The sequence below is a fragment of the uncultured Anaerobiospirillum sp. genome, assembly GCF_902485895.1.
GTDB classification, from domain to species: Bacteria; Pseudomonadota; Gammaproteobacteria; order Enterobacterales; family Succinivibrionaceae; genus Anaerobiospirillum; species Anaerobiospirillum succiniciproducens.
The window spans coordinates 24,413-43,610 of sequence record NZ_CABTML010000108.1 but is presented as its reverse complement, the minus strand read 5'-3'; the positions used below and the strand labels follow the sequence as shown (position 1 = coordinate 43,610).

Annotated in this window: 12 protein-coding genes, 1 tRNA gene and 1 pseudogene; 8 read left to right on the top strand and 6 right to left on the bottom strand. The window is 44.7% G+C overall.

Annotated features, from left to right (window positions below; genetic code table 11):
• Positions 1 to 399: 399 nt before the first annotated feature.
• Complete coding sequence (locus RDO37_RS09110; protein ID WP_308498850.1) at positions 400 to 1,038, top strand: nitroreductase family protein; 639 nt, start codon at positions 400 to 402, stop codon at positions 1,036 to 1,038.
• A gap of 97 nt (positions 1,039 to 1,135) precedes the next feature.
• Here RDO37_RS09110 and pyrI read toward each other — a convergent pair whose 3' ends face one another.
• Both pyrI and pyrB read right to left on the bottom strand, forming a co-directional pair.
• A complete protein-coding gene (gene pyrI / locus RDO37_RS09105) occupies positions 1,136 to 1,624 on the bottom strand; it encodes an aspartate carbamoyltransferase regulatory subunit (protein WP_303073567.1) in 489 nt (162 codons plus the stop codon).
• A gap of 1 nt (position 1,625) precedes the next feature.
• On the bottom strand, positions 1,626 to 2,552 hold the full coding sequence (gene pyrB / locus RDO37_RS09100; RefSeq protein WP_303073566.1) for an aspartate carbamoyltransferase: 927 nt from the start codon (positions 2,550 to 2,552) through the stop codon (positions 1,626 to 1,628).
• 589 nt (positions 2,553 to 3,141) lie between these two features.
• Between pyrB and RDO37_RS09095 the strand changes: the two genes are divergently transcribed.
• The 5 genes from RDO37_RS09095 (at position 3,142) to rimI (ending at position 7,133) form a co-directional block, all read left to right on the top strand.
• A tRNA-Trp gene (locus RDO37_RS09095) sits at positions 3,142 to 3,217 on the top strand.
• Between the two features lie 476 nt (positions 3,218 to 3,693).
• Positions 3,694 to 4,677 (top strand): hypothetical protein, encoded by a 984-nt coding sequence (locus RDO37_RS09090; RefSeq protein WP_308498849.1) that lies wholly within the window; start codon positions 3,694 to 3,696, stop codon positions 4,675 to 4,677.
• Between the two features lie 242 nt (positions 4,678 to 4,919).
• Positions 4,920 to 5,306: a VOC family protein gene (locus RDO37_RS09085; protein WP_027939615.1), complete on the top strand. Its 387-nt coding sequence runs from the start codon at positions 4,920 to 4,922 to the stop codon at positions 5,304 to 5,306.
• Between the two features lie 139 nt (positions 5,307 to 5,445).
• Positions 5,446 to 6,507, top strand: a complete 1,062-nt coding sequence (locus RDO37_RS09080) for a hypothetical protein (RefSeq protein ID WP_308498848.1) — start codon at positions 5,446 to 5,448, stop codon at positions 6,505 to 6,507.
• A gap of 71 nt (positions 6,508 to 6,578) precedes the next feature.
• Positions 6,579 to 7,133 (top strand): ribosomal protein S18-alanine N-acetyltransferase, encoded by a 555-nt coding sequence (gene rimI / locus RDO37_RS09075; RefSeq protein WP_281709797.1) that lies wholly within the window; start codon positions 6,579 to 6,581, stop codon positions 7,131 to 7,133.
• A gap of 105 nt (positions 7,134 to 7,238) precedes the next feature.
• Here the strand turns inward: rimI and RDO37_RS09070 are convergent, their stop codons facing one another.
• The 3 genes from RDO37_RS09070 to RDO37_RS09060 form a co-directional block, all read right to left on the bottom strand.
• Positions 7,239 to 8,453 carry a hypothetical protein gene (locus tag RDO37_RS09070; RefSeq protein ID WP_308498847.1) on the bottom strand — a complete coding sequence of 405 codons (1,215 nt, stop codon included), beginning with the start codon at positions 8,451 to 8,453 and terminating at the stop codon, positions 7,239 to 7,241.
• A gap of 113 nt (positions 8,454 to 8,566) precedes the next feature.
• On the bottom strand, positions 8,567 to 12,013 hold the full coding sequence (locus RDO37_RS09065) for a vWA domain-containing protein (RefSeq protein WP_308498846.1): 3,447 nt from the start codon (positions 12,011 to 12,013) through the stop codon (positions 8,567 to 8,569).
• A gap of 11 nt (positions 12,014 to 12,024) precedes the next feature.
• Complete coding sequence (locus RDO37_RS09060; protein ID WP_156907559.1) at positions 12,025 to 13,062, bottom strand: hypothetical protein; 1,038 nt, start codon at positions 13,060 to 13,062, stop codon at positions 12,025 to 12,027.
• 583 nt (positions 13,063 to 13,645) lie between these two features.
• On the opposite strand from RDO37_RS09060, the gene RDO37_RS09055 reads away from it, so the two are divergent.
• Together RDO37_RS09055 and RDO37_RS09050 are read left to right on the top strand one after the other, a co-directional pair.
• On the top strand, positions 13,646 to 15,724 hold the full coding sequence (locus RDO37_RS09055; protein ID WP_308498845.1) for a DUF3413 domain-containing protein: 2,079 nt from the start codon (positions 13,646 to 13,648) through the stop codon (positions 15,722 to 15,724).
• A gap of 477 nt (positions 15,725 to 16,201) precedes the next feature.
• A complete protein-coding gene (locus RDO37_RS09050; protein ID WP_308498844.1) occupies positions 16,202 to 18,013 on the top strand; it encodes a hypothetical protein in 1,812 nt (603 codons plus the stop codon).
• A 502-nt stretch (positions 18,014 to 18,515) separates the two neighbouring features.
• On the opposite strand, the pseudogene RDO37_RS09045 reads toward RDO37_RS09050, so the two are convergent.
• A pseudogene (locus tag RDO37_RS09045) lies at positions 18,516 to 18,677 on the bottom strand (YdbC family protein); the annotation flags it as partial.
• Positions 18,678 to 19,198: the final 521 nt, after the last annotated feature.

Here is a 19,198-nt window from a genome sequence, read left to right as displayed (position 1 = left end):
TATGTTCAAACAATAGGCTCAACGACTGCACTCAAGCTAAAGACAGTAGGCTCTCCACGCTTCATGACGCTGGCTATGCTCATCTTATGGCAACCTCAGTGAGATAGTAGCCTATCACATGTGCAAAAGGTTTTTGCTTGTATATTGGGTAGGTATATCTAATTTGCATAGCTTGCTTATTATCTTTACCTTAACAGAACAACTTAGGTGCATTGATACAGCTTAAGATGGGTGCAATGTAATCTAGTGCACAAGCTTACAATTAAGCGGGGCCTTTTAGTTAACTTAACATAGTCTTTGCGCTAGGATAGGTGTAAGTGTCTTTTAGGCCATCGCCATGAGGCTCTCTTGAATAATGCATAGCCACAAATTTTGACTAGCATTACATGGCTAAAAGCGGTGGGATTTGAACATAAGTCATCTGCTCAGAGCAAAGAATTAGATATGGATTGTTTCGAAAAGCCAAGCAAGCTTACAGCGCAGCACATACCTCATGATGTAGATGATGTAAGCAGCAATCAGGTCAGTAAGATAAGGTCTTTAGATGAGCTGATGGCCTCGCGTTACTCATGTCGTGAGTTTGATCCTAAGCGTCAGGTCGATACAGCTATCCTTGAAAAGATTATTGCCTCAGGTAGCTTATCCCCATCAGCATGTAATCAGCAGCCTTACTTTTTCTTTGGGGTGGGCTTTCAAGGAATGAGCAAGTTAAATGCTTTAAGGCCTTGGTACGGTGCTAGCGCGATGATTTTAGGCTGTCGCGATGATCAAGAGAAGGGGTGGGTAAGACCATCAGATCAAGAGCCGTTTGCCGACTTTGATTTAGGCCTTGCGATGATGCCTATGGCTCTTAAAGCAGAAGAGCTAGGGCTAGGTTCATGTTTTATTGCGTCCTTTAGTCCTAAGTACATGCGTAAAATTTTAGGCATTGATGAACGCTTTGAGCCACATGTTGCCTTAGTGCTAGGATACCCATTAATGGGCCCTTGCGAGAATCACTTTAAGCGCAAAGAGTCGATAAGTATGATTATTGATTAGACTCTAATGTTTCCATAGCCACATACAAAAAAGGCCCCGAAAATTTCGTGGCCTTTTTTGCTCATGCCTAGCAGCTAGGCTGCTAAGTTGTAAGACATTATGCGAGGTCGTTGTACTTTAAGAGTAACTCGCGTGAGAATACGCGCTCACAGTAGTGGCAACGCATCATAACCTCATTGTCTTCCTTAAAGATACGGAAGCAAGGCTTAGCACCACGCTCAACGTGGGTGATGCAGTTGGAGTTAGGGCACTCAAAAGCACCTCTAATCTCAGAAGGTAGACGCAGATTGTACTTGTCTTGCACCTTGTAGTCCTTGATGGTGTTTACAGTAGCATCAGGAGCTAAGATAGCAAGCTGCTCAGTCTCTGCAGGGGAGAAGGTAACATCAGCAATCTTGATGATGTCCTTCATGCCCTTCTCTGAGGATGAGGAACGCAGATTGAAACCTACGGTAATGTGGTTGTGCTTACCTAAGAAGTTAAATAAGCGCAGAATGTTCATTGCCTGACCAGGGGCGATGTGGTCAATAACAGTACCGTTAGAGATAGCCTCTACTAAGAGATGGTCGTTGGTGGTCTCGCTCATTTTAGATCTCCTTGTTTAAGACTAAGGCTAATAAGGCCTGACGGGCGTAGACACCGTTGGCTGCTTGCTGGAAGAAGTAGGCGTGTGGGGTCTCATCTACGTCTAAGGTAATTTCATCGATACGAGGGAGCGGGTGAAGAATCTTCATATTGCTCTTAGCCTCGGAGAGCATGCTCTTAGATAAGATGAACTTGGAGCGCAGGTTCTGGTACTCAGTCTCATCAAAACGCTCTTTTTGAACGCGGGTCATGTAGAGGATATCAACCTCAGGAATAACCTCTTCAATGGTTGGATGTACGGAGAACTTGACGTTATTCTTCTGCAGGTGCTTGAGAATGTAATCAGGCATTGCCAGAGACTCAGGGGAGACGAGGTAAATGTGTACGTTCTTGTACATGCATAATGCCTCGGCTAAGGAGTGAACGGTACGACCGTACTTTAAGTCACCTACGAAAGCGATCTTAAGATCATCCACCTTGCCTTGAGTTTCGTAGATGGTGAATAAGTCGAGCAGGGTCTGTGATGGATGCTGATTAGCACCGTCACCTGCATTGATCACTGGAACAGGGGAAAGATCTGCAGCAAGACGTGCAGCACCTTCCATTGGGTGACGCATTACTAAAGCGTCAGTGTAGGAGGTGATAATGCGAATTGAGTCTGATAAAGTCTCGCCCTTCTTGCCTAAAGAAGTGTTGGAGGCATCAGCAAAACCGATTACACGGCCACCTAAACGGTTGATAGCGGTTTCAAATGAAAGACGAGTTCTTGTAGAACCCTCAAAGAAAGTAACACCAACGAGCTTGCCCGCGAGAAGATCAGTGCGTGGGTTGTCCTTTAAAGTACGTGCAGTCTTTAAAACGAGCTCGATGTGATCACGGGTGAACTCAGAGATTGAGATGATATCTTTTTGGAAGAGGGGATTGGTCATGGAGATAGTTCCCTACTGTTGTCAGAGTTAACAGTTCGGAAACAGGCAAGGTGGGTTCTCAAGAACATCATTATGCGCTGTTCCTGAAAACCTCATTATACAGAAATAAAAGCGTGATCTCTATATCATTATTCAAACAAAGTGCTGCTTTTTGACTCCATAATATGTGGCTGCGCCTTGAATTTAAGGGCTTTATATCTAGGCATAATGACTGTGTAAAAAAAATTGCTTAAGTATACCTGTCTGACAGGTAATTGGTCTTCTTGCCAAGGTTATGTATGGTGAACTGCTCTAAGAGTGCTGCATGATACAAGAAAGCCAAGATGCGCTCCTCAGTCAAGATGTAAATTATTTCGTCACAAGGCAAGCTTAAGTGAGCGGTTTTGTAGAGTTTTGATGGTGAGAATGCCGTCTATTATTAGCAAGTGATGGTAGCAAAGTTACATTTTTATAGGCTTTTATCAGGCTTTTTAGTGGCTTTAATGCTGATATATATGCGCTTTTGATAGAGGTTGGCAGAAAAGTTAGGAAAAAAGTTTTGAAAACGCTTTACAGCATTGGCAAAAATCGGCATAATACGCGCCATTGCAGGAGCATAGTTCTAATGGTAGAACAGCGGTCTCCAAAACCGACGGTTGAGGGTTCGAGTCCTTCTGCTCCTGCCATCAAGGCCCCTTTTTTGGGGTTTTTTTCGTTTTGGCTATACCAAAAATCAAGCGTCACAGCCTTGGCTTTGACCACAGTATTCTTAAGCGCAAGATTAAGCCACATAAAAGTCGCTTTTTCGTTAACGCGCTTACTAAGCTACTCTTGCTTAGCCCCATCCTCTTGGTATTGCCTCTCCAAAACAGCCAGTCTATTTCTAAACCGACCTTATAAGCCATATAGCTAACTGCGTTTATGCAGTCTTTTGCTATTGTGACTCCAAGACAGGCTGTTTTCGAGGATTGCTCTCCTTATTAAGTCAACACTCCCCTTTATTATCTAAGCACTTCTTGTTTGCATAATTTAAGCAATCTTTGCTAATTAAGCTCTGGTTTTGCTCATTTGGGCAATGCTTTTGCTTTAGTCGCATTGTTTGTGCATGATTAGTTACAATCAAGCTCGAATAAGATAACAAGATCGCTCTTTGGGGGATTGCATGAAGATTACTTATCTCTATCACAATGGCTTTTTAATTGAGCAGGATGAGTGCTACATCCTCTGTGACTACTTTCTTGATGGCTATGCATTGCCTTTTGATAAAAGAAAGAAGGGCGGTGTGGTTAGAGCCATTGGTTCTGAGGCTTGCGGCAATTTAGTGGAGCAAGATGAAGTACGTCCTATGGATGAGAGTATGAATATCTCTTATCCAGACACTGCTCCTGGTGTAATGGCTCAGCTGATGATCTCTTTAGATAAGCCTCTGTACATCCTCTCAACCCACTTCCATAAAGATCATTTCCTGCCATTCATCCTCAACTTCTTTGCCTATGCGCAAAAACGCCGCGAACAAGACAAAGAGTATCCTGAGGTCAAGCTGGTTTTCTCATCGGATATTAAAAAGTATCGCCGCAAGTTTGTCGCTCCTTACTTAGAGCACATTACCTTCCTTGCAAAAGGCGATGTATATGAAGATGAGACCCTTAAAATCACCGCGTTAGGCTCAACTGATGTGGGTGTTTCTTTTGCAATTGAGTCTTTATCCTCAGGTAAGTCTATCTACCATGGTGGCGACTTTAACTACTGGCATTGGATGTGTGAAAGCACCGACTCTGAGATCAAAGAGGCTCACGAGTTCTTCTTAAAAGAGCTTGCTTTTATCAAGGAGCGCTTTGACTCTTTTGATATTGTCATGATCGATTGCGATCCTCGCATGGAGAAAGACTATTTGGCAGGAGCCTCAGAGCTCTATGATAATGTTCCATTCTCCATGCTCATTCCTATGCACGTGTGGGAAATGGGAGATAAAACTGAGGACGCTTTAAGATGCAATGCGCTCTTTTCTAAGATGAACCTTAAAAAGGGTAACGAGTGCGACACTCCACAAAGCGCCATTACTTTAGTTAGCCCACAAAGCCCTCTAAGCGACAAGCACATTTGGCTCCCTGTCTATGCAGGCGACTATTGCTATGTGAATGCATAAGATCATAAGCATGTTGCTGAACAGGCCCATGGCCAAAGCAACTAGTCTCTTGGTTGCACATGCCCATGGCCAAAGCAGTTAAGCTTTGAGCATAGCGACTCTTTTAGAGCGAGGAGCCATAGATTCAAACATGTACTTATGGGGCTCCTTTGCGATCTATTTTGTCTCATTAGTACGCTGTGATAGATGTTTTCTAAGTTAAAATAGCTAAGTACTCTTTAGTGTCTCAGTTTGAGGTTCTCATGAAAATCACTGCCCATTTTGATCACTTCAATATCAACGTTACTAATTTAGAGCGCTCTATTGCATTCTACAAAGAGGCTTTAGGCCTTGTCGAAGTGCGTCGTAAGGAAGCTGCTGACGGTTCTTACATTCTCGTTTACTTAGGTGACAACACCACTCCTTTCTCTTTAGAGTTAACTTGGCTGCGTGATCACACCAATCCATACGAGCTAGGTGACAACGAGAGCCACATGTGCCTGCGTGTCAAAGAGGACTACGACGAGGTTAGAGCTTTCCACAAGCAAATGGGCTGCGTTTGCTACGAGAACGAGGTCATGGGCCTTTACTTCATTCACGATCCAGATGATTACTGGATTGAGATTCTGCCAGTTAAGAAGGACAAATAATTAAGCTCTCTTAGCTACTTAAGCGATGTGCCACCATGATCTTGGTTATGCATCGCTCTATAGGCTATTATGTGGCCATGGGGCTCATCGTAAGATGGGCTTTTGTTTTCTTGGTAGTTATAGTGTCTAAAGGACGAGTATGCATCAATCCAAAGTAGTCTGGAGAGCCAATCCAGATATATCTTTTCCTTATGCTCAGCAGTCTGATGAGGATGACACTATCAAGGCAAATGGAGTAGCTCCGGATTTAAGCTCTGGCATATCTAACGAGTCAGCTGTCCCATTGCAAGAGCCAGCCGTAGCACAAGACAATGCAGCACAAGGTGCTGATCAGGCAGCTGCTCAAGCTGCAGCACAAGCTCAAGCTCAAGAAAATATGGCTCGCAATGCTGCCATTGTGAGCGAGACATTTGCAGCCTTAAAAAGCTCTTTATTAAGTGAGCAAACCCTCTCTGATCGCACTCATTCGCAATTAGAAAGCGAGATTACTGATAACGAGCGCCTCGCTAACGACGCCCGCGCCGAACAGTTTGCTACAGAACAACAGCTTGCAGCCTACGCTCAAGAGCAATCTCGTGCCGCCCAAGCCCAAGCTCAGCCACAAACACTGGCCCAGCCCCAGCCCCAGCCCCAGGTCCACGCACAATCACAGGCCCACGCACAAGCACCATTACAAGGGTACCCTGGCCAAGTTGCGCCGCCTTACGCGCCAAACCAAGCTCTTGGGCATTCTTACAATCAAGCGCCAAATCAGGCGTACAATCAGGCCTCCAGCCAAGGCTTTGGTAGCCAGGCTCCAAATCAAATGGGCTATGTGCCTAATCAATCTTGGCAAGCACCTGTACAAGGTCAGATGCAGATGGCTCCTGCAGCTATGCAAGCAGCGCCTGCGGCTCCAGCTCCTGTAGCAGCGCAAAGTGCTCCTGTCGGTGGTGCGCCAAGTCGACCTGATGCTGATGTTTATGTACAGCCGGATAGTTCGATTACTTATTTAGAGAATATGATGCGCTTCTTAAACTCCAAGGGTTTAAGAGTAGCGACATATCATCCGGCCTGGCAGTATCAGCCTAATGACATTATCTTGATGCCATATGCTCCATACCCAATGCCAAGCAATCGTACTTTTGTCATGACCAATGATAAAAAGGCAGTGTGGAACTTCTTAAAAAGTGAGTTTGCCTCACGCGGCATCGCTCTTTAACGAATACTGTTGGTATTAAGCCGTCTTACTTATTTTCAAGTAGTAAGCGCAACGAGGTTTAGAAAAGATTTATGGGTTCAAGACGACATGCAATGCATGAGAAGCTGAGTATTGAGCTTATTGACAAGCCAACCCCTGAGATCTTGCATACTTTGCATGAGATTGATGTAAGTGCGCATTCCGATCCATGGTCTTATGACTCGCTTGAGGCCTGTTTTACTGATAATACTCGTTGCTTTGGTTTGTTCATCAATCGTGAGCTTGTTGGTTTTTCTATCATCAGTTTAGTCTGTGATGAGTCAGAGCTTTATACCATTGGCATTAAAAGACAGTATCAAGGCTTAGGCTTTGGTCATAAACTCTTACGCTATACCTTAGAACAATGCGTAGCCGAGGGAGCAGCTACTTGCTACCTTGAGGTACGTGTCTCTAATGAAGTGGCTAAGTACCTTTACGACCTCTATGGCTTTACCATTACAGGTACTCGTAAGAAGTACTATGCTGCTACTTCCAAGCATCCTGCTGAGGATGCCTACACTATGGCTTGCGATTTAAGTATCTATAAAGATGGCACCTTAAAGTTCGATGAGTCAGGCAAGCCGATCCTAAGCTCTTTTGGCGTATAAAGAGGCCTACACAATATCTTTATTACAGCAAAAAGCCCCATCTATTGATGGGGCTTTTTGCTAGTGCCAAGGCTTTTTTAGAGGTAGGGTAAATTGTGGTGGCTTTTAGCTATTAGTAAGCTCGTTACCTAAGTTCTCTTCTTGTGTACTTGCTAGCTTGTCTCTGATATCTACTCTATTAACCTCCGCATTGAGCTGGTTTTGGTCAAGCTTATTGTGAATAGCCTTATTTCCCATGTCGATTGACGGTGCTTTAAACCTATTTTGGCTTGGTCCAAAGTGCAGGGCCTCACGCAGTGGCTTAAACTCCATAACTCTCTGATGGGTGCCAAATGGGTCTGAGCTTGAGAGCTTTAAAGACGGTGGTAGCGGATTAAATGGCTTAAATTCCTTGTTGATGCCATAGTCTTGATGCTTGTGATTAGCTGGATCGGCCGCAGCCTTTTGCTTTTCTAGCTGAGCTTTTTGGCTTGCCAAGATCGCACGAGCGGCTGTTTTTACAAGCGCTGGTTTATCTTCAAGAGCCTTGCTTAAAGGAATGGCCTCTAACTCTTGAGCTCTCTTTTCAGACTCTGAAATCTTAGGTGGTTGAGTTTTAGCAATGAGATCGTTTTTGTAATCTTCAAGGCTCTTGTCGAGATCACGATATAAGTACACATGTTCAGTGTATTTTGGTCCTAGGTTAATGTCGTTATTTAGGTAGCTCAGATAGGACTGATGAGTTGTACCTTCCCCCTCAGCACTGCTCTTACTCAGGTACGACTGCAGCTCACTTTGGCTAGCCGTGCTTTGTGCCGACTGCTGCTCGTTATCAGTGGTATTGCTCTGAGCTGACTGTAGCTCGTTATCAGCGGTATTTACCTGGGCGGACTGCAGCTGTTGAGCTTTAAGCGCCTTGGCCTGCTCTTCTTGTTCAAGAATTTGCATCAGCTCGATCGTTTGTGGGTAGATTACGTTCCTAAGGTTTGCAGGAGCCTTAGTTAAAACAGGTAGCAAGATGACAAACAGCAAGGCAAAAACAATGAGCAAGTACATAAGACCATTCTTTTGGGCCTCTTCAGTAAGAGCAGGTGAGTCTAAGAGATCGGCTCTGAACTTGTCGACACGATTAAACTCGATACGACCGTAGTTCTCCTCAGTCTTGGTGGGCACTATACTTGGACAGCATTCGTTAAGAAGAATGTTGCGCACCATGACACGATCAGGGTTGTCGTTGGCAAAGAGAAATTCCCAAGTCTCTGGTGGGTGGTTCCAATAGGTTGAGTAGATGTCTGTATTAGACTGATCGATCACTTTCTTGTTGAAGATTGTCTTTAACATAAGACAGTTCCTTGTTTATACAACGCCTTATAGGCATTGCTTTAATTACTTGAGGCAGTAGAGACTCAAGAATTTTTAGGTTTTGTTCTTGTTGATAGATTGGCCAAAGACTCTTATTCAAGTTGATTGGCAAACTTGCTTTTGCTCAGCTCAATAAGCAGTTTGGACATAACCTCGGTAAGTTTGTTGGCCTCATCTAATGAGGCAAAGTGCTTAAAGAGGTGGTAGTCGTCTTGCGTCTCGATGCCGATGGCATACAACTCAATGTTTTGCTGCTCTAATGACTCAATAGCGTGTTTGGTGCGATCCACATCATCAGGTGCGCCGTCAGTAATCATGATGATGATCTTGCGGTCAGCTGTTTGATTGTTGAGCTGACGCATGGCTGTATAGATAGCGTCATCCATTGGTGTACTGCCATGAGGCTCTTGCAAAAAGTCACGTGCTTTAGTTAAGAGGCGCTCATTGCTATGTAAGGCCGTGAAGGTGGAGCTATTTTCAATAAAGCCTGGAAAGAAGCTGCATGCGATTAAGACACCATCAATGCCGTAGAGGGCAGAGGCAATGGACAACGCTGCTTTACAAGCGTGATAGCAACGAGTGGCATATGGCATCTGCTCTTTTGGTACTGGCTTAGATACGTGACACATGGAGCCTGAGATATCCACAAGTATGTGAATAGAGGTATTAAAGTCCTCGCTGATAAAGCGCTTTTTGAAGATGCGATCTTCACCAATCTTGATGAACTGAGCACGCAGTGGATCAATCTCGCGTCCCTTTGGATTACGACCACGCATTTTTGATACGGCAGCGGTAACCTTTTGACGTAGAACTCGTCTTAAGAACTGATTTTCTGTGTTGGCCTCCTTTAAAAAGCGTTGAATCATCTTCTCATCAGGGATGAAGGTTCTTGCATTAGAGTCAATTTCATCGCCGCGCTTTAAAGGTTTATCTGGCATGATGGTGATGCCACCGACGCCACGATATGGGTCTACGTTCTGTTCTTTGGCTAGTGCATCGATAACGCTTGAGACATTGTTTTGGGCCTCAAGTCCAAGATCAAATTGGCCATTGGCGTACAAATACTCTCTAAGAGCATCGCAATATGTGTTTTCTAAACGTGGATCGCGTATATGCTCATCTAAGATCTCAATGTTTTTGCTAGCATCGTTGCTCTTGCCATCTTCCTCATTAAGATCGCGAGGAGTGCAGGCAACCGTGTTAATAAGGCCCTCGTAGAGCTCTAGTGGCTCGTACATCTGCAATGCCTCGTCAGCATCGACAGTAAAGGCCTTACTCTCCTCATCGCTAGGATCTAAAGAGGAGTCTTGTTGGCCAATACCATAGGTTCCCGCAACAACTTTGCTTAGCTGCTGATCATCACGTACGCGGTAGTCGATAAAGGCCTTGGTGCAGTCGTGGTTAAACAATAGATGTCTGCCAAGACGCACAGGTTCTGATAAAAACGAATAGCCTGCGCTCTCATCAAGCGGTATGGAGATCTCGTGGGTGTCTGGATCGTACTTGGCTCTAGTGGGTTGATTGCTCTCAAGGGCTTGCTGAATACCCTCTTTACTTGGCGCAATGCCCATGGCTTTAGCGCGTCTTTTGACAAGATTGATGGAGGTTTTGTCACTAGGATCGCGCATGGCATAGAGCATAGTGCGTAAGGAGCGGACATTACTATCGCGGCGTTCAATTTGATCGCTTACATCCTTAAGACGATTATTTAAGAGCCTGTAGTGATCTTCACTGACGCAAAGCGGTATATCTTGACGCTTTTCAAAAGACAGATAGAGCTTTTTGACCGCCATGATAAGGTCGATATCACGTTTGAGTACGCACACTTTAGCGTCACGATCAACGCAATAGGCATCAGGATTTAAAGGTGGATCGAGGTTAAGGTTTAAGTCACTTAACAGTCCGTATTCCTTTAAGATCGCTGCTTTGCGCTGATACTTAAGCTTGCGACGCTCGTTATCGAGCATAAAGCGTATTTTTAAAATCAACTCTGGTGACTGACGGACAATGAGCTTGCGATTGTCTGAACGCAGCTTTAACAGCAAGATTTCATTGTTATCTTGTAAATACTGCACTACAGGATAGGCAGGGATATCTTGATAGCGTTTGCATTGAGCTTCATTGGAGTTCAGATCATCAGGCAAGAGACCAGAGAGTTGTTTAGTGGCTCGAGTTACAGCCTCAGCGCACTCTTGTAAAGTTGTAAAGTGGCAGACTATCTTCTCTTGTAGTAGGCGTACAGCTTTAAGCGCATCTTGCTGCTTGAGGCTGAGGCGACGCAATGGAGATGATAAGAGATTAGGCAGATTGCGAATACACAGCCAAGGTATGATCGGAATGAACTCGCATGGATTTGCCCAAGCATCGGCGATGATACGTGTGCTTAGGGCAAAGGATGGCAAGGCTACTCCGTTGAACATTTGGCTAGGCACCTCTTCTTCAACAAAGGCTTGAGAAAAAGGTCTAGTAAAATCACTGTCTAAGAAGCTATCGACACTCCAGCGGTGAACCATGCCAAGACGCTGAGTGCTCAGCTCGCTATCATTGTCACGAGCCATTTGCGCAATTTGACGCTGTTTGTTGATGAGATTGGCTCTAAACGACTCAAGATCGCTATACTTGCCGCAATAACGGGTCAGGCGACGATCGTATAAACAATCGTTATCCCCGCTCATCATTAAACTATCACGGTCCTTATCGTCCTTAGACTCATCGGAGCTATCCTGATTAGAAGATGAGCCCTCACCACCAGTCTTAGATGCAGCGCCACCACCGACATGTGATGAGCACGCAGCCGCGTCTTTTGCTGCAGCAAACTCAATCTTTTTATTAGCTCCACAACCAGCAGCTAAGCCGTCGGTATCGGCAGCGCCATCATCAGAGAAAGTAGGGGCTGCGACATTGGTACCTTGGGTGTCAGTGCTGCTGCTAGGGCTTGGAGTGGTGTAGATATTTTTAGGCTCAACGTAATGATTGAGGGCCTCGTAAATATCTAAGTTTTTCATTTCCTGATTACGCCCTGAGCGCATAAATGCTTTGGCGCAAGGAACTCCCTTGCAATCATCGTCATCGGCGCAATTTGCCTGAACTTCCATATCTGCCTGAGATGCCAGGGGCTCTTGCTGTACTATGGCGTTCTTACCCAGAGCATTGGTTGCGTCGACAGTAATGCCACTATCGGTATCAGAGCATGCGGCACTGCTATCTGCGCCATCGGTAAGCTCATGAAAGCAGCTAGAGTCGATGTCATGGGTGAGGGTAGTGGCACTTGGAGTAAGTGGGCCCATTCTGCAGTGCTCGGAGCGGCCATCAGCGCTTAGAGATCCTTCATCTAAAGGCAGATCATGCATGAGCGACATCTGCTCTGGGGCATGAGCGCCATTACTTAGAAACTCGTGATCGCTGCTGTTTAGGTGCTCGTGATAGCTACTGTCTAGGTGCTCATGGTCGTCTTTAAAAGCATCTAATTTGGAGCCATGTGGATTAGAAAAGCTTGTCTCAAGTGCATCTAATTGTTCAAAAAGAGAATGTGCGTGCATAGATCACCTCACTAAAACTCGTTGTCCATGAAGCGCTCGAAGTGCTTTAAGTGTGCAGAACCGCCTAAGGACTCGTCGGCATAGGCTTTGGCCTCCTTGATAAGATCTGCAGGCAGGAGGTCAGATGGCTTTAAGACGAGACGACTAAAGAGGTCTAGTGGTTTTGGACATAAGAAAGTTGGGTAGCACTCTTTCATGAGCTGTTTGACCGTATACGGCAGACCATGCTTTTGGGCAAAAGGCTTTATCTTGTGCACCTTGCTCATGAATGGACTTGGGCATAAAACTGGGTAGTCGAACTTTTGCCCGTATAAAGCTGCAGTAGCGATACAGTTAGCCTGATCGAAAGCTGAGGTCAGGTTGTAGCGTATGGCAAAGCGTCTAAAGTCTGGGACAAAGAAAGTCTGGCCACAAAACATTGAGTCGATGCGCTTAGCTAGTTCATAGACCTGCTCGGTGTTCTCAAGCTTGGGGCAACTTTCGTACAAGAGTGATTTAAGCTCATCAAGACCTTGAGGGTTGATTAAGCAACTGAGCTCTTGATAGCTAAGACGGCTCATCAGGGCAGCGTCGCGATACTGATTAACGATGCTCTGTGAGGTATACATGATGTAGTTGAAAAGTAACTGCAGCTTAGGCATGGAGCTAGTTCTCTTAAAGTCCATTAGCTGAGTCTTGTAAAGGCTACGGTTAACGAGCTCTAGGTTGTCATATACGCCGATGAAAGTACGGCTCATAAGTTTTTCGATGCGAGCATCTTCAAGGATGTTGACGAGCACGCGCAAACGGTCGTCATTAGAGATCTTGTTTAAGACCTTGTAGTCACTAAAACGAATGTGGCCAGCCTCATGAGCTACGAAGCCAAAAAGCACTCGTTCTAGTTCTTGAGAGCTAACATCGAGCTTTGGAACAGTGATGGAATGACCGTCAGAGTAGGCGCTACAGCCTTGAATGTTGATAAAAACATTGTAACGATCGGCATAGACCTTAGCTAAGTAAGGTAGAGCTTTGATTTGTTGAGCATCACGCATACGGTGTACTCCTCCCATGATCAATTATTCCTATTGAGCAAACTAGGGCGTACTTTGTCATGGAGCTGTATATGTATGCTTAAAGCTGCACCACAGGCATTGAGAATCTAAGGTGAGCGCATACATAAACAAATGGTTAGGCCATTAAATAGAAGCTTTGGCCAGCACCGATAATGATACTTTTGAGCTAAAGGAAAACTTGCTAAAGTGCAAACAAAATGTTTTTTCCTGAAATAAATGCGGTTTTTGACGTTTTGCAAGCGCTTAATTGGGCTATTACAAACTATATTTATATGAAAAAGAACTTGTGTAAAAAGATGATATAGGAGTGGTGTAGGCAAAAATATGCTTATCTAAAAGATGATGCATGCCCATAACAGCAATTTGCCTTCTTAGCAAAAGGGAGGCAGATGAGATTTTTATTTGGCCATCATGGTGCTGCTCATGAGTATTGATGGGAGAGTTAGTGAACTAATTATGCTAGAATCACGTACACATTAGGGCGTAAAGAACATGACTTAAACCTAGGTAAAGATTCTAGGTTTGCGGTATATGAAGATTACGTAAGGCATAGATCTTTGCAGTTGGAATAGTGCCTGCAATGAGCGACGGTAAGCATTCATTAAAACGTTTTTCCTACAAAGAGCAGGTGTCCCGTTCAATTACCTGGGGCCACTACTTTATCTTTGTAAACATGCTCCTTTCATGTCTGTTAGGACTTAGCTACGTCTATGCAGCTCCTCCAGCCACAGACTTTTTGAGCTTTGTCTACCTTGTAGTTACCTCTCTTGGCCATATGAGCTTTTTGGCTGTGGTCTTCTACATGGTCTTGCTCTTCCCGCTAGCTTTTATTGGTAATTTCCGCTACTACCGTGTTATTGCTGTAATCCTTGCGGTAATTGGACATACTGCGCTCTTGTTTGATATCAAGATCTACTTAGCGGTTAAAGTCCACCTGAGTATGACGGCACTTAACCTCATCGTCCGTGAGCTTGATTTCAGTACCGGCCTTAACTACAACTTCTTATTCATTGCTGTGCCTATAGTGATTGGCCTTGAATTATTCTTTGCCAAAATCACTACACACTCACTCTACCGCGATCATCATCCGTATGCGGTCAGAAGCATTTTAATTACCCTCATCTCCTGCTTCATTTGCTCGCATATTCTGCATATTTGGGCTGATGCTACTAAGTATGAGCGTATTACTTTGTTACGCTCCTCATTCCCGATGCATTACCCAATGACAGCGCGCTCATTTTTAAGCTCGCATGGTTGGCTTAATAACGAAGTGTTCGATGCTAATGCTGCAGCTAATATTGCCGATTACATGGAGTATCCATTAGGCAAGATCACTGTTGATGAAGAGCAAAAGCCTAAGAATGTCATCACCATTAGCCTCAATGGTCTTTCATATAACGATTTAACCCAAGAGAACAGTAAGAATCTCATGGACTTTAAGTCCTATGCACAGAGCTTTGAAAATCACTACTTGCTCTATAAAAATGAGATCGACAATGTTTACTCTATGAACTTCGGTCTGCCTTTGCAGTACCGTCGTGCCTTGTATTCAGGTAATATCCTGCCAGTACCATTCGAGACCATGTACCGCCAGGATTACGTTCGTCGTTTAATTCTTTCTGATGCGTCCTTTAGCGATCCTAATTTGATTGCTAATAAGCGTCATTACTACTCATCCTTGCTTGAGGCATCAGCCTTAGCTCCTTCACAGATGAGTCATGCTTCTAATGTACGCGAGATGTTTATTGAGGCCTTCCGTCAGATCTCTTTATACAACTCTTTTGACAAGCGTCCATATGAGCTCACTTTAGTGATTAATGACTTACGTGACTTTAAGGAACAAGCTGCATCAAGAGCCCAATTTGCTAAGAATTATAAGGCAGGAGCTAACAATAACTCTGATTTACAGTCGCTGAGCACAGATAAGAATAGTGTGACCATCTTTGAGGATGATGCAACCTTGCCACTCATTGCAGCCGAGCTGCCTAATGACGAGAGTGAAGAGCAAAGAGCTAATGTTAATGCTATGGCACAAGCTCGTGCACAAGAGTTTGCTTCCATCATCAACTCCTCTGCTAAGGCTTTAATCGATAAGGAGAAGGACGTGCAATCCTCTGGCGAGGATGATCCTATGGTGGCTGCACGCTTGATGTATGAAAGCTCCTTACACCATGTAGATGCTCTCTTTGCTGTCTTCTTACGTGAGTTGTCATTAGCTGGATTACTCAAAGACACTATGATCATTGTGACCGCTTGCGAGGGCAATCAAATGCTCAAGCCAAGCTCAGAGGTCTTTGATCGTGGCGTACAGCATGTGCCGCTCATGATCTTATGGGCTGATCGCGAGAAGCAAAATACCGCCGTACAAGCGTTAACTTCTCATCAAGATATATGCGCAACTTATGGCGCAACCGCAGTTAATATCACAACTCCAGAGGGTAACTACACCTTAGGTCGTAACTTAAATAGTGGAGCAGGTCATCGCATCTTGATCTCTGATAGTGGCGATAGCCTGATTTTAATTGGCGATAAGCACAATACCGTCTTCTCAAGTGATGGCTCATCATTTGTTGAGCGCGATGGTCGCATCTTGCAAGCTCGACCAGAGCTTGAAAGCCTGATTGAATCCACTCGTGATTTAAATCGTTTTGTGCGCTAAAACTCCCACCCCATACTTGGGCAGCTACACTATCAAGCTGCCCTTGCACACAAGCATCTAACGCAGCAAAGCTGCAGTTAAGCACCACATAGTTAGTCGCCACGTAGTTAAGCACCACATAGTTAGTCGCAGACTTTGCTAGCGCACAGCAAAAATGCATGCTCCCATGCCAGAGCTCATCATCCATGCAAAGGCTGTATATTCCAAGCATGGACGCATAATCGAGGCATGGCCGCATAATCCATGTATGACAGCCTAATCTAGGTATGGCAGCATAATCGAGGCATGGCCGCATAATCTCAGCTATATCCCATCTGCAAGCTGGTGGTGATCTAAAATAGCCAGTTACAAGTGCTAATAATGGCTATCATGGGCAGCTAAGAGGCTAGGCACTAATCCATTTATCCTAGGCGTTTAGTATCAAACAGAGTAAGTCTTATGGTCGAATCTAAACACATTAGAAGTTCAAGGACATCTTTGGATGATGCAACACGCAATAAGATTATTGAGCTTATTGAAGCTAACTTAAGCCCAGCGCAAATTTCTCGAGAGCTTGGCATTAGTGAAAAGAGTGCCCTGAGATTTGTGCGCTTTAAAGACATTCATGGTCTCGATGAGTTAAAACGCCTGCCAAGTCTTACTGAAGATCTCAAGCTTACTCCACGCAAGCTAGCCTCCATAGTTGAGTTTTCTCATGCCTATAACATGCCTCAGTACATGCTTGAGCTTATCTTTAAAACGCGTAGCTCTTTGCTAGGCGATTGTATTGAGATTCGCAAGTTAATTGGTCATGCGCTCATGGATAGTCCAAAAGTTGCCAAACTTCCTGAGAGCGTGAACTTAAAGTATCTTGAGGAGTATGTAAAAGCGCACAATGGTGGTCAGTCGCTGTCTCAGCTCCATCAGGCATATTGCGCTCAGCTTGAACTATATGAAGCAAACGTAAGCTATTTGAATATCAAAGAGGTATCTGACTTTAGACGCTATACCCGTGTCAGTAAGGATGATATTGCCAAGTTCGTCTTAAAGTATCGCTCTGAGGGTTATTCCAACGCCAAGATCGCCGCGCTCATTGGCCAAACGGCTCATACTGTAGCTCGCTATCTCAACTTTATTGATCTACACGGCTTTGATGAGGCAATGCGTTGTACAAACTTAATCGATCCTCAGCCACTCTCTAAATATGATCGTGCTTGCGTAGTTGAGTTCATGATCGCGTATAACTACCCCTTAGATGCAACTGCAGTATTGTTTAAGGCCGATAAGAAACAGCTTGAGACTACTTATCAGCAACGCCTTGCAGCTAAAGTACCGCTAAATGGAGCGATCATCGCGCGTATTCCTGATAGTGCCAATATGCACGTGGTGAACAACCTTATTCTTAAGTACAACCCAGATCTGAGCCTAAGCGAACTTAAAGAGCGCTATGAGCAAGCAGTCAACGCGGCTCGCACCAATGCAGAGGCCACCAAGCTTAGAGACTCACTTTCAGGCAAGTACGATGAAAAAGCAAAGCTCAGCTACAAGCAAGCACAACAATCTAAGCTCCAAGCAAGCCTTAACAGTGCCAAAAGCAAGCTTGAGTTAATGAACAAGCTTACAAAAATGGACACTGACGTCGCGTCGGATAAGTCGCAAGAGGGATTTAATGATTCTTCCAATGATGCGCAGAGCGCTCAGATAGTATCGCTACTTGAGCTTGTCACGAGCCTTGATGAGGGGATGGCAGTATCCGAGTACTTAAGCAAGAGCGATAAAAGCGTCGGTAGACCGCCTAAGGTGAATGTCTTTGATCAAGACTTTAAAAAACTGCCAGAGAAAGTGCAGCTGTTAAATTACTCTCGCTTTGTTGAGGATATGCGCAGCTTAATGGAGGGCGCTAAGGCAAGGATCGACCTTGAAAGAAAGTTAAGTGCTATGGATGCCTATGCTAAAGAGTGCACGCACATGGCGATGCGCCTTGAGAGCTACCAGAGCTTGATTGATAAGCATCCTAAGCTTAAACGCTCGTTGCTACAAAGAGCCTTAGGACTTAGCCAAGACAAAATCAATTATTACACTAAGCACCCTCAAGATGAGCATATGACACGTTCTTTGCGTACGCAGCTTGTCTCTAATTACGTTGTGCAGCTGTATCAGGAATTTGAGGGTAAGCTTACGCTCAACGGCATAGTGCAATTACTCAAATCGCGTCACCATATCGGAATCAGCGTAAATAAACTTAAAACTATCCTGCAGTCACTAGATCTGATACTACTTGAAGGTGATGACCATCAAGATCGCCTCTAGAAGCTAGGGCAATACAAGCAGCAAGGCTTGAAGATGGTAGCTCAAAAGAAAAGAGTAGTTGTGGAAGAGATCAGCAAGCTGCCTCTATAAGATTGGCTCAAAGGAATGCCTAGGTTAGAGTGAAGAGAAAAGTTTAGCGATTAGAGATGGAGCGCAAAAGAAAGCTCTAGGAGAGGGGGATTAAAAAGAAAGCTTTAGGCGGTGGGGAGAAAAGGAGATGCGGCTAAATCCATAACCGCATCAGGCACTAGTTTGCTCAAATAATTATTTAGAATGAGGTGCTTGCGTCATCGTCATCATCAAGATCAGTAGCACTCTCTTGAGGCTTGGCGCTAGCTAGGTTGCTTTGTACGCCTAAGGTGCTCATATCGCTTGCTGCAGCAATGGCGCTCTTTTGATCGGTTGGGTCGTTAAGTTTGTCATTTAACAACTCCATGTAGCGTGTCTTAAGCTCTGGTTTTGAAGAGATCATGGCGGAGGTGATGGTGTTCAGCATAATGAACTCATCGGCAGTAAAGGTAAGACCTTTGCCCATCTTCTTGTGATCTGGAGACCAAGGGCGGATATCGTACTTTGGTTTAGCCTCATTCCATGAAACTAAGTTGACCTCTTTGGTGTAGCCACTACGAGGATCTGTATGGAAAACACCATAGCTCTCGACGATGGTGAATTTTAGGCCATCATCTTGGCCTTGATTGGATCGATACTGATTGCCGCCTTCAAAACGACGGTTGTAGCGGTAATTGTTTTTGTAGTTAGAACCACCTTGTTCGTACTGGTCACCATTTGAACGGCGTGGTGCGTAGTTGCGCTCGTACTGACCATTGGAGCGACCATACTGGCCGTTTTGATCGTACTGACCGGAACCGCCATAAGAGCGGCCATAAGAGTTTTGCTCGCCATTATTTGGATGGACATAGCCATCATCATCGTGTGCGTATTGTGACTGGTAATCAGAGCTGTAGAAGTTCTCTGCCATAACAAACCTGCCTTAATCAAAATGATCGTAGCTTCACGGCCAAGAAAAAAGGCGCAAATTATGACCATGAAGCTGCGGTCAGGTTCTAGTTTCATCTATCATCAGTTCTACACACTTCATTCTGGCTATTGCCTGTGTAGCTGGTGAGTTTGTCCGCGTGATTAGAGCCAATCTCATCTTGCGAGGACAGGTGCATCTTAGCGCAA

What these genes read in the sequence shown, in the direction of transcription:
- pyrB (WP_303073566.1), bottom strand. Translation starts at nt 2,552, where the DNA reads ATGACCAATCCCCTCTTCCAAAAAGATATCATCTCAATCTCTGAGTTC.
- RDO37_RS09065 (WP_308498846.1), bottom strand. Translation starts at nt 12,013, where the DNA reads ATGCACGCACATTCTCTTTTTGAACAATTAGATGCACTTGAGACAAGC.
- RDO37_RS09090 (WP_308498849.1), top strand. Translation starts at nt 3,694, where the DNA reads ATGAAGATTACTTATCTCTATCACAATGGCTTTTTAATTGAGCAGGAT.
- pyrI (WP_303073567.1), bottom strand. Translation starts at nt 1,624, where the DNA reads ATGAGCGAGACCACCAACGACCATCTCTTAGTAGAGGCTATCTCTAAC.
- rimI (WP_281709797.1), top strand. Translation starts at nt 6,579, where the DNA reads ATGGGTTCAAGACGACATGCAATGCATGAGAAGCTGAGTATTGAGCTT.
- RDO37_RS09055 (WP_308498845.1), top strand. Translation starts at nt 13,646, where the DNA reads ATGAGCGACGGTAAGCATTCATTAAAACGTTTTTCCTACAAAGAGCAG.
- RDO37_RS09085 (WP_027939615.1), top strand. Translation starts at nt 4,920, where the DNA reads ATGAAAATCACTGCCCATTTTGATCACTTCAATATCAACGTTACTAAT.
- RDO37_RS09070 (WP_308498847.1), bottom strand. Translation starts at nt 8,453, where the DNA reads ATGTTAAAGACAATCTTCAACAAGAAAGTGATCGATCAGTCTAATACA.
- RDO37_RS09060 (WP_156907559.1), bottom strand. Translation starts at nt 13,062, where the DNA reads ATGGGAGGAGTACACCGTATGCGTGATGCTCAACAAATCAAAGCTCTA.
- RDO37_RS09080 (WP_308498848.1), top strand. Translation starts at nt 5,446, where the DNA reads ATGCATCAATCCAAAGTAGTCTGGAGAGCCAATCCAGATATATCTTTT.